This is a genomic window from Moraxella caprae DSM 19149, assembly GCF_000426885.1.
GTDB classification, from domain to species: domain Bacteria; phylum Pseudomonadota; class Gammaproteobacteria; order Pseudomonadales; family Moraxellaceae; genus Moraxella; species Moraxella caprae.
The window spans coordinates 80,911-91,661 of sequence record NZ_AUGF01000010.1; the positions used below are offsets into that span (position 1 = coordinate 80,911).

11 protein-coding genes are annotated in these 10,751 nt (G+C 46.9%); 7 read left to right on the forward strand and 4 right to left on the reverse strand.

Annotated elements, in window-relative coordinates; translation table 11 throughout:
* Positions 1-25: 25 nt before the first annotated feature.
* Entirely contained in the window at positions 26-496 is a 471-nt protein-coding gene (gene rimI, locus K941_RS0104550) for a ribosomal protein S18-alanine N-acetyltransferase (RefSeq protein WP_029102681.1), read from the forward strand.
* A gap of 142 nt (positions 497-638) precedes the next feature.
* Here rimI and K941_RS0104555 read toward each other — a convergent pair whose 3' ends face one another.
* The gene (locus tag K941_RS0104555) at positions 639-1,202 is read right to left on the reverse strand and encodes an NUDIX hydrolase (RefSeq protein WP_029102682.1); all 564 of its coding nucleotides are present in this window, start codon (positions 1,200-1,202) and stop codon (positions 639-641) included.
* A 48-nt stretch (positions 1,203-1,250) separates the two neighbouring features.
* Here K941_RS0104555 and K941_RS14715 point away from each other — a divergent pair, with 48 nt between their 5' ends.
* Complete coding sequence (locus tag K941_RS14715; protein WP_228130360.1) at positions 1,251-1,991, forward strand: NUDIX hydrolase; 741 nt, start codon at positions 1,251-1,253, stop codon at positions 1,989-1,991.
* 29 nt (positions 1,992-2,020) lie between these two features.
* Here the strand turns inward: K941_RS14715 and rsfS are convergent, their stop codons facing one another.
* Genes rsfS through K941_RS14720 form a run of 3 tightly spaced genes read right to left on the reverse strand, consistent with a single transcriptional unit; the run spans position 2,021 to position 3,914 of the window.
* Positions 2,021-2,392 carry a ribosome silencing factor gene (gene rsfS / locus K941_RS0104565; protein WP_029102683.1) on the reverse strand — a complete coding sequence of 124 codons (372 nt, stop codon included), beginning with the start codon at positions 2,390-2,392 and terminating at the stop codon, positions 2,021-2,023.
* A gap of 32 nt (positions 2,393-2,424) precedes the next feature.
* Positions 2,425-3,123, reverse strand: coding sequence for a nicotinate (nicotinamide) nucleotide adenylyltransferase (gene nadD, locus K941_RS0104570; protein ID WP_029102684.1), 699 nt, complete (start codon positions 3,121-3,123; stop codon positions 2,425-2,427).
* Positions 3,123-3,914, reverse strand: a complete 792-nt coding sequence (locus K941_RS14720) for an NYN domain-containing protein (RefSeq protein WP_051225877.1) — start codon at positions 3,912-3,914, stop codon at positions 3,123-3,125. Before K941_RS14720 ends, nadD begins: the two co-directional genes overlap by 1 nt.
* 283 nt (positions 3,915-4,197) lie before the next feature.
* Between K941_RS14720 and K941_RS16350 the strand changes: the two genes are divergently transcribed.
* The 5 genes from K941_RS16350 to tuf all read left to right on the forward strand — a co-directional run bounded on the left by K941_RS16350 (position 4,198) and on the right by tuf (position 10,722).
* The gene (locus K941_RS16350; protein WP_051225878.1) at positions 4,198-5,985 is read left to right on the forward strand and encodes an EcsC family protein; all 1,788 of its coding nucleotides are present in this window, start codon (positions 4,198-4,200) and stop codon (positions 5,983-5,985) included.
* 189 nt (positions 5,986-6,174) lie between these two features.
* Positions 6,175-6,549 carry a 30S ribosomal protein S12 gene (gene rpsL, locus K941_RS0104585; RefSeq protein ID WP_029102685.1) on the forward strand — a complete coding sequence of 125 codons (375 nt, stop codon included), beginning with the start codon at positions 6,175-6,177 and terminating at the stop codon, positions 6,547-6,549.
* 153 nt (positions 6,550-6,702) lie between these two features.
* Positions 6,703-7,176 carry a 30S ribosomal protein S7 gene (gene rpsG, locus K941_RS0104590; protein WP_029102686.1) on the forward strand — a complete coding sequence of 158 codons (474 nt, stop codon included), beginning with the start codon at positions 6,703-6,705 and terminating at the stop codon, positions 7,174-7,176.
* Positions 7,177-7,297: 121 nt separating this feature from the next.
* Positions 7,298-9,424, forward strand: a complete 2,127-nt coding sequence (fusA, locus tag K941_RS0104595; RefSeq protein WP_029102687.1) for an elongation factor G — start codon at positions 7,298-7,300, stop codon at positions 9,422-9,424.
* Between the two features lie 107 nt (positions 9,425-9,531).
* Positions 9,532-10,722 (forward strand): elongation factor Tu, encoded by a 1,191-nt coding sequence (tuf, locus tag K941_RS0104600; RefSeq protein ID WP_029102688.1) that lies wholly within the window; start codon positions 9,532-9,534, stop codon positions 10,720-10,722.
* Positions 10,723-10,751 lie beyond the last annotated feature (29 nt).

Sequence of the window (10,751 nt, forward strand, 5' to 3'; positions counted from 1 at the left end):
TTAGCCACGAAATCATGCAACTTTTATGACAGTTTTTTTAAATTTTGCCACGCCCGACACCGCCCAATCATCAGGCTATTTGTCCGACATTGCACGGGTGGAGCGTGAGCTGTTTGATGATGCTTGGGACGGCTTGGCGGTGCATTCGGTGCTGGGGCAGTTTGGGGCGGGGGTGCTTGTCGCTTGTGATGACGATGATGAGTGCATGGGCTATTTGATGTATCAAATCGTCTTTGAGGTGGCGGAAGTGTTACGCATTGCTACGGATATGGATTTTCAAAAGCAGGGCGTGGGCAAAGGTTTGCTTGATGAATTTGAAAATTTATGCAAGGAAAAGGGGGCGGAGCGAATTTTACTTGAAGTGCGAGCCGACAATGCCTCTGCCATACGCCTATACGAAAGGCAGGGCTTTTACCAAATTGATGTACGAAAAGGCTATTATAAAGATGAATGGGGGGCGGTGGATGCGTTGATTTTGGAGAGGGATTTGGGGTAAAACCAAACCCTAATTTACGGGTTTGTACCAACCGAACTCAATTTGTGTTCGGATTTGTAGGGTCGTGCTTTCCACGCCTTTTGTTGGGGTCTTTAATTGGGCGTGCTCAGCACGCCCCTACGCCACAAACAAATTTAAAACCTTATGGATTCAAACACACCTCATGAAGTGGGTAACAACCAAAATCCCCACCATCTTTACCCAATGTTTCTAAGCGTTCTTTATCCGCCAGATACCGTTCAATGGTTTGGCGTACCGTCTCAAAAGCGAGATTTTCCATGTCAATCTCATCAGGATAAAACAGCCGACATTCTAGGCTCTCAGCACCCACGCCAAACACTCCATCTTGCAGATTGGCAAGATACATGGCGTGAATCTGCCCCCAATGTGGCACGTCAAACAAGGCGTATAGCTTTAAATCAACCGCCACACCGTCCGCTTCTTCGACCGTTTCACGTTTTGCCCCGTCCGCCATGGTCTCGCCATTTTCCATAAAGCCAGCAGGGAGCGTCCACAGTCCGTAGCGTGGCTCAATGGCTCGGCGACAAAGTAGGATTTTGCCTTGATGAACGGCAAGTACCCCACAAATCATCTTGGGATTTTCATAATGGATATAACCGCAGGACGTGCAGACTAGGCGTGGACGAGTGTCGCCGTCTGGTATGGCGTGCGTGGCGGGCTGACCGCATTGTAAGCAGTAGGACATAATGATATGATAAGCTAAATATCACAAGTTTAAATGAAAATGAGTAAAATGACAAATGATTTTATAGACAAACAAACGGTCAATGTGCCAGATTTGCACCGCTTTTATCCGCTCGCCCAAGCCTTAGCACAGTATCGTGGGGCGGATATTTTGCCCTTTACGGATAACAATGAGCTTTTGACAGGGCTTGTGCGTGAGCAGGCGATAAAGCGGTATGATAAGCTGATAAACGAAAGCCCCTTACCGCAGGCGTGCGTGCTTATCGTCATCACAGACGAACCTGTGCCAAAGCTACTTTTGACAAGGCGGTCAAATCATCTTAGTAGCCATGCAGGGGAAGTGTCCTTAGTCGGTGGTAAGCGTGATGAGACGGACATATCATCGGCAGATGTCGCCTTGCGTGAAGCGTGCGAAGAAGTGGGACTACATCGGGCGGACGTGGAGATTTTGGGGTATTTGCCGATGCAAATCTCCAAAAAAGGCTTGCTTGTCCGTCCTGTGGTGGCAAGCATACCGCCTGATGTGGTGGATAGACTTACGCCTAGTGAAGATGAGATAGCACGGCTGTTTTGGCTGCCCTTTGAAGTTCTACAAACCGCTCCTGTGGATTGGGTGTTTGAACGAGAACTACCCAACAAAACTGCCAAACTCTACACCCCTGCATGGGTCTATGACTGTGATGATGACGGTACGCCCGAAATCGTGTGGGGGCTGACAGGGCGGATACTATCAAGCCTTATGGAGATTGGATTTGGGGTAGGGCATGAGTGGTATTATCGCATAACATAAAAGGGCAATCACGCCCTTTTGTTTGTGTATCACGCCTTTTGCATGGCGAGTTTTTGTAGGGATTCTGGCGATGACCATAAGCCTTCTAGGTCATAAAACTCACGAGCCTCATGGGTCATGATATGCACGACAATACGCCCTAAGTCCACCAGCGTCCAGTCGCTGTCTTTGTCGCCTTCACGCCCCAGTGGCATAAGCCCTGCTTCTTTGGCAGTGGCTCCAAGCTTGTCGGCAAGTGCTTTGACATGGCGTTTTGAGGTGGCGTTGGCGATGATGATACGCTCGGCAATCTCGGTCAAATGTTCAACCGTCATCACGGTAATCTCTTTGGCTTTTAGGTCGTCCAAGGCGGTGGTTACGAGCGTGATTTGCTCATCTAAGGATAGGTTATGTGTGGTCATGATGCTCAAATAAAATAAAGATTAACCGTTTATTATAGCACACTTTTATAAAGCTCGTGCGTTTTAATATAAGCAAAAATCGGCTCGGGCAAATGACATGGTTTGTCGTTTTGGGTTAGGGCGTGGCGGATTTGGGTGGACGAGACGGCAGGCACGGGCGATGTGTCATAAAAAATGCTTTTGGTGTTAAAAGAGTTATTGGTTTTTAACAATTTATCTTTTAAAAAACCATCTTTTAAAAAACCATCTTGTAAAAATTTACCAAAATCATCAGTCATTCTTACCAAAACATCTGGCACGACATCATCACTGCCAGCTCTGTCAAACGCCCAAATTTTAATGTAAGTTAAAAGCTCTTTATAATCCCTCCACAAATGCAGACTTGCCAAATTATCACCGCCCATGACAAAAATCCGCTCATCATCAGGATAACGCTGTGCCAATGCACGCACCGTGTCTATGGTATAGACGGGTGGGGCTTGGTGGATTTCTGATGTGTCAATGCTTGCGGTAATGTCTTGATTTTTTAATATATCACACGCCAAAGACAGCATGTTTAGGCGGTGCGTGGGGTCGGTGGGTGTGCCTTTAAAGGGGTTGCCTGCGGTGGGCAAAAACGAGATGACAAAGGGTGAACCCAAAGATGATAGGCGATGATGGATAAGACACACCATGTCTAGGTGTCCGTCATGCACAGGGTCAAAACTGCCCCCCAAAAACACCCGTCTCATCAAATGGTCAGCTCAACGTCAGTCAATAGGTCGTTACGGCGATTGCGGACGAAGACCACTTTGTGATTGTCGCCGTTGGGGTAGCGTTCGGTCAGCTCAAAGTAGCGGGGATATGCCTTTAAGAAGTCGCTAAATTTATCATAGTGAAACAGGCGAGCGTCAAAATCAGGCTCCACTTTTAGGATGTAGTTTTTGACAGGGGCGATGTTTGCCCAGCCTTGCTCGTCTGCCATGGTGGCGATGGCGTTTTTGACCAATGCAATCGCCACGTCCACAGGCTTGAATTGGTTATCGCCTGAGAATAGCATGTCGGCTGAGTCATAAAAGTCCACGTTACTGGTCTTTTTCTGTTCTTCAAAGACTTCTAGGTAGGTAAAGCGGTCGCAGGCTTGCATAAAGGGCTTAGGCGTGTGCTGTTTGCCAAAGCCATACACCATAAGACCCTGCTCACGGATACGCTGGGCAAGGCGGGTATAATCACTATCAGATGACACAAGGCAAAAGCCATCAAACCGCTCGGTATAGAGCAAATCCATGGCGTCAATAATCAGGCTCGAATCCGTGGCGTTTTTGCCCGACGTATAGGCAAATTGTTGCATGGGCTGAATGGAGTGTGACAACAGCACGCTTTTCCAACTGGCAAGTTGGGGCTTTGTCCAGTCGCCATAAGCACGGCGAACGCTTGCCCGCCCAAGCGTGGCAATCTCATTCATGAGTGCTTCAAGGTAGGTTGTGGACGCATTATCAGCGTCAATCAAGACCGCTAGGCGTGCTTCGGCAGATGGCGACATGGTAAAATAAAAAAATACAAAAAAGCAAATGAAATTATTATAAGGTAAAATTTGCTAATTACCTATCATTTTTGCTGTTCATTTACAAAAAAGTTGTGTCGGCTTAGGTTGGTGTAAGATTGTTGGGTGTTTGAATGTGCCATGTTAGGGTGTGGCAAGTTTGCGTGAATGACTGGCTTTTACATTTTGTAGCGTTGTTTTACAATTTGGCACAGCAAATTTTTGATAATTTGATATGATAAGTCTTTATGCCATGTTAATTTGTTCATATTAAGGAGAGGTTATGAGTACACCAAAAACCCCACGCATCAAAAACCCCAAAACCACCAAAAAAACGGCGGTGGTTCACGATTTTATTGACAACCAAGAAGGATTGAGCCACAGCGATGTGGAGGTGATTGCAAGTGATGTGGACATCGCCAATGCCAATGTATCAGATGTGGCGGTAGTTAAGGTTGACAGTGATGAACCAAAGGATATCATCCATGAGATGGGCGATGATGATTACGGTGACCAAAAACCTAGTGACGAAAATCAAGGTAATGATAAAGATGACAAGGGTGATGAGAATAAGAATGCTCATGCCAATGACGACAAAAATACCGCCAAATCCGCCCAAGAGATAGCCAAAGAGACCGCCCAACACAAACTTGCTCAGCTGGCAAAAAAGCTAGATGACCTAGATAATAAAGAGCAAGTAAAACAACAGGCACAGCAGGTGCTACAAACTGCCAAGGAACATCTCCAAGAGCTTACTGGTGATGACACTGATGAGACCGCACGCCTAGTCAATGACAAACTTAGCCATGCCAAACAGGAACTACAACAGACCATAAGCGATGTTCAGGATAAGGCAGAAAAGGTGGTGCAAAATGTTCAAAAAAACACCCAAACGCTTGCCGAGCGTGCCAAAGAGACACTAGATGATGCCAAAGAGCAGGCAAAAGAGACCTTAGATAGCATCAGCGAGCAGGCCGCCAAACAAGCCGATGAACTGCTCGATAAGGCGGAGGGCTTATTGAACAAAGAACAGAATAAACATAAAGAACAAGATAAAGATGAAAAACATCAGCCTGCCAATGACCCAAACGCCAACAAGCTCACCGATGAGCATGAACAAGCCCATGAGCAAAAAACCAATGACAAATCGGTTGAAAAATCCCATGCTTTAAAAGGTCTGGGTGGGCTGCTTGCCACAGCAGGTGCTTATTTAGGACGCGGTCATCAAGACAAGAGCTATCAGAGCGTGGATTTGGATGTCGATGCTACAACCAAGCATCCCTTTTATGTCCAAGGTTCAACGCTTGGTGGGAGTTTTGTTAAGTCCGTTTTGGGCAAAAAAGTCACAGCAGTGCATGGCTTGGCAGGCAGATTCATCTCCGATGACAAGCTAAATGCTGTCTCAGAGAGTATTTATCATAAGATTGCCGAGCTGGCTTGTGCATGGGCGGTCAAATCCGTGCCTACCAACCCCAAAACGCTCACCCCTGCCCAAAAGGACGAGCTGGCTCAAAGCCTTGCCGACCAAAACCGAGCCTTGGCAACGGCTGGCGGTGTGACGGGCTTTTTTGGGCTAAAAGGCGTGGTTATGGACACAGCGTGGCTATTGCTTGTGGCACTGCGAACGGTGTATCAGTTGTCGGTGGTGTATGACGTGCCATTGACAGGCAAAGACGGCATAAAAATGGCGTATGGCGTGCTGTCAGGGGCGAATTTGGATAAACTTCAAGAAAAACAAGTCATTCTGACCGCCCTTGCGTTGGCAGGCGGGGTGTTGGCTCATGCTGATGAGGGTAGTCTAAAAGAAGAGCTGGTCAAACTTAGCTCGTCCAATACCACGATAAAAGATTTCGATGAGCTGTTAAAGTTTGCCCATTTGGACAAACTTGCCGACAAATACGGCATTGACATTGACAACATCAACACAAGCTGGCTTCGTCATCTGGCGTCCATCTCCGCAGTTGGGGTGGGGGCGTATTACAACCGTGAGCTTATTGATGAAGTTATCGGCACCGCCATGACAACCTTTAAAACAAATGCCATGCTCGCTGTTGAGTATCAAGGCGATTAAAATCAAAAAATAGGCAAAGCTCGGCTTAGACTGGGTTTTGCCTTTGTTCTAAAATGCCTTGATTTTCTTAAATAAAAGTATTATAATGCCAAATCCCATTTGGGATAAGTGCGTTTTTTGTGCAAATTTGCCTAAAAATTAATCAATTTTGCCAAAAAACAAGTTTTTAATTAACGGGAGATATTGCCTATGGCAACTACAAACCAACTTATCCGTAAGGGTCGCAAGACCATTACTGAAAAGTCAAAAGTACCTGCACTACAAGCTTGCCCACAACGTCGTGGCGTTTGTACTCGTGTATACACCACCACCCCTAAAAAGCCAAACTCAGCCATGCGTAAAGTATGCCGTGTGCGTTTGACTTCTGGCTATGAGGTATCTAGCTACATTGGTGGTGAAGGTCATAACCTACAAGAGCACAGCGTTGTGCTTATCCGTGGTGGTCGTGTGAAAGACCTACCAGGTGTGCGTTATCACACTGTTCGTGGTGCACTTGACTGTGCAGGCGTTAAAGACCGTAAACAAGGTCGTTCTAAGTATGGTGCTAAACGTCCTAAGGCGTAATTTAGCTCAATAACCCAAATTTAACCTGTGCATGGCTTGTGATATGTGTGTTAATCTACCCCCATGCCCACAATCATGCAGTAAGGCTGGCTAAATGCTTGATTTGTTTTAAGATTGTATGCCAGATTTACCCTGAAGACATAAGGAACTATTATGCCAAGACGTCGTGTCGTCGCTGCCCGTGAAATTCTACCTGATCCTAAGTTCGGCAGCCAAACCATCGCCAAATTCATCAACCACGTTATGTTTGATGGCAAAAAATCAGTCGCTGAAAAAATCGTTTATGGTGCGTTAGAGAGCGTTGCTGCCAAGCGTAACATCGAAGACCCAGTGGCTTTCTTTGAAGAAGTGCTAGAAAGCGTTCGCCCAACGGTGGAAGTAAAAGCCCGCCGTGTTGGTGGTGCTACCTACCAAGTGCCTATGGAAGTCCGTCCCTCCCGTCGTACTGCCCTAGCCATGCGTTGGTTGGCTGACGCTGCTGCTAAGCGTTCTGAGAAGTCTATGGCTCTACGCCTAGCAGGCGAGCTAAATGACGCCGCCGAAGGTAAAGGTGCTGCCATCAAAAAACGTGATGACGTTCACCGTATGGCTGACGCTAACAAAGCGTTCTCGCACTTCCGCTTCTAATTTTATTAAAAGCGTGTTTGGCTTGCCAAACAATATCAGTCGTTTGTCATGGTGCGGTCATGATTATGTCTTATCATGACAAACTGACACCCAATTACTCGCAATTTTTCTAGGAAAAATTATGGCACGTAAAACCCCCTTAAATAGATACCGTAACATCGGTATTTCTGCACACATTGACGCAGGTAAAACCACGACCTCAGAGCGTATTTTGTTCTACACAGGTAAAAGCCACAAAATCGGTGAAGTACACGAAGGTGCTGCAACGATGGACTGGATGGAGCAAGAGCAAGAGCGTGGTATTACCATTACTTCTGCCGCGACCACTTGTTTTTGGTCAGGTATGTCTGATCAATTCCCAGAACACCGCATTAACCTAATCGACACCCCCGGTCACGTTGACTTTACCATTGAAGTTGAGCGTTCTATGCGTGTGCTTGATGGTGCATGTATGGTGTACTGTGCGGTTGGTGGCGTACAGCCTCAGTCAGAGACGGTATGGCGTCAAGCCAACAAATACAAAGTGCCACGTCTTGCCTTTGTTAACAAAATGGACAGAACAGGTGCCAACTTCTTCCGTGTGGTTGAGCAAGTTAAAACCCGTCTGGGCGGTAATCCTGTGCCTGTGGTTGTGCCAATCGGTGCAGAAGATAACTTTGAAGGTGTTGTTGACCTGCTTGAGATGAAATCCATCATTTGGGACGTAGAATCTCAAGGCATGAAGTTTGAATATGGCGAGATTCCTGCCGACCTAGTAGATACTGCCAACGAATGGCGTAACAACATGGTTGAAGCAGCTGCCGAGTCATCAGAGGAACTGATGGACAAATACCTAGAAGAAGGCGACTTGTCTCGTGAAGACATCGTCGCTGGTCTTCGTGTTCGTACACTAGCATGTGAAATCCAGCCAATGCTTTGTGGTACTGCCTTTAAAAACAAAGGCGTACAGCGTATGCTTGATGCCGTCATCGAGTTCTTGCCTGCCCCCACTGACGTTGAGGCCATCAAAGGCATTCTAGATGACAAAGACGAAACCGAAGGTAGCCGTGAATCTTCTGATGATGCACCATTTGCCGCTCTTGCATTCAAAATCATGAATGACAAATACGTGGGTAACCTAACTTTCGTTCGTGTGTACTCTGGCGTTGCAAAACAAGGCGACAGCGTTTATAACCCTGTTAAGATGAAGCGTGAGCGTATCGGTCGTATCGTTGAGATGCATGCCAACAGCCAAAACGAAGTTGATGAAGTTCGTGCGGGCGACATCGTCGCATTTGTGGGTCTAAAAGACGTAACCACGGGCGACACCTTGTGTGATAATGACAACATCATCACCTTGGAACGTATGGAGTTCCCAGATCCAGTTATTTCGCTAGCGGTTGAGCCAAAAACCAAAGCCGACCAAGAAAAAATGTCTATCGCTCTAGGTCGTCTTGCCAAAGAAGACCCTTCGTTCCGTGTACGTACAGACGAAGAGAGTGGCCAAACCATCATCTCTGGTATGGGTGAATTGCACCTTGACATCATCGTTGACCGTATGAAGCGTGAGTTTAACGTTGAAGCCAACATCGGTGCTCCACAGGTTGCTTACCGTGAGACCATCCGTCAAACGGTTGAAGTTGAAGGTAAGTTTGTTCGTCAAACAGGTGGTCGTGGTAAGTTTGGTCATGTATGGCTACGTCTTGAACCACTTGATCCAGAAGGTGATGTGGAATACGAATTTGCCGAAGAAATCGTGGGCGGTGTTGTACCAAAAGAATACCACGGTGCGGTAGATAAAGGTATCCAAGAGCGTATGAAGAACGGCGTTCTGGCAGGCTATCCAGTCGTTAACGTTAAAGCGACCCTATATGATGGTTCTTACCATGACGTGGACTCTGACGAGCTATCGTTCAAAATGGCAGGTTCTATCGCATTCAAGAAGGGCTTTATGCAAGCATCTCCTGCCCTGCTAGAGCCTATCATGAAAGTAGAAGTTGAGACTCCAGAAGACTACATGGGCGACATCATGGGCGACCTTAACCGTCGTCGTGGCGTGGTTCAAGGTATGGACGACTTGCCTGGTGGCACCAAAGCCATCCGTGCAGAAGTGCCACTTGCTGAAATGTTCGGCTATGCCACCCAAATGCGTTCTATGTCTCAAGGTCGTGCAACTTACTCTATGGAATTTGCCAAATACCAAGAAACGCCTAAGAATGTGGCAGACGAGATTATCAAGAAATTCACTGCCAAAGATGATGATGAGTAATCATAATCATTTCATTTAAATCCGTTTTGGTTTGTCCATAAGTGGCAAGCCAAAACAATCATTTATCAAAACCTTGTGCAGTTTGCACGAATTAAAAGGATATTATTATGGCCAAAGCCAAATTCGAACGTAACAAACCACACGTTAACGTAGGTACCATCGGTCACGTTGACCACGGTAAAACCACCCTAACTGCTGCTATCGCAACTGTTGCTGCTAAGCATCACGGTGGTGAAGCAAAAGACTACGCTGCCATTGACTCAGCACCAGAAGAAAAAGCTCGTGGTATTACCATTAATACCTCTCACATCGAGTACGACACTGCTAACCGTCACTATGCACACGTAGACTGCCCCGGTCACGCCGACTATGTTAAAAACATGATTACTGGTGCGGCTCAAATGGACGGCGCTATCCTAGTTGTAGCAGCTACTGACGGCCCAATGCCACAAACTCGTGAGCACATCCTTCTATCTCGTCAGGTTGGCGTACCTTACATCATGGTATTCATGAACAAGTGCGACCTAGTAGACGACGAAGAACTACTAGAGCTAGTAGAAATGGAAGTACGTGAACTTCTGTCTGACTACGACTTCCCAGGTGATGACACGCCTATCATCAAAGGTTCTGCCCTTCTAGGTCTAAATGGCGACCAAGGTCAATACGGCGAGCCTGCCATCCTAGAGCTACTAAGCACTCTAGACAGCTACATCCCTGAGCCTGAGCGTGACATCGATAAAGCATTCCTAATGCCAATCGAAGACGTATTCTCAATCTCTGGTCGTGGTACTGTGGTAACCGGTCGTGTTGAGTCTGGTATCATCAAAGTGGGCGACGAAGTTGAAATCGTGGGTATCAAAGACACTGCCAAGACTACCTGTACTGGTGTTGAGATGTTCCGTAAGCTACTAGACGAAGGTCGTGCGGGCGAGAACTGTGGTGTGCTACTACGTGGTACCAAGCGTGAAGAAGTTCAACGTGGTCAAGTACTAGCCAAACCCGGTTCAATCACCCCTCACACCCAATTTGATGCAGAAGTATACGTACTGTCAAAAGAAGAAGGTGGTCGTCACACGCCATTCCTAAACGGCTATCGTCCACAGTTCTACTTCCGTACCACTGACGTAACTGGTGCCATCACTCTACAAGAAGGTACTGAAATGGTTATGCCTGGTGACAACGTTGAGATGAGTGTTGAGCTTATCCACCCAATCGCCATGGACAAAGGTCTACGCTTCGCCATCCGTGAAGGCGGTCGTACCGTAGGTGCTGGTGTTGTTGCTAACGTTAAGAACTAATCTAACAAGATTGGCTTAACAGCAAACAA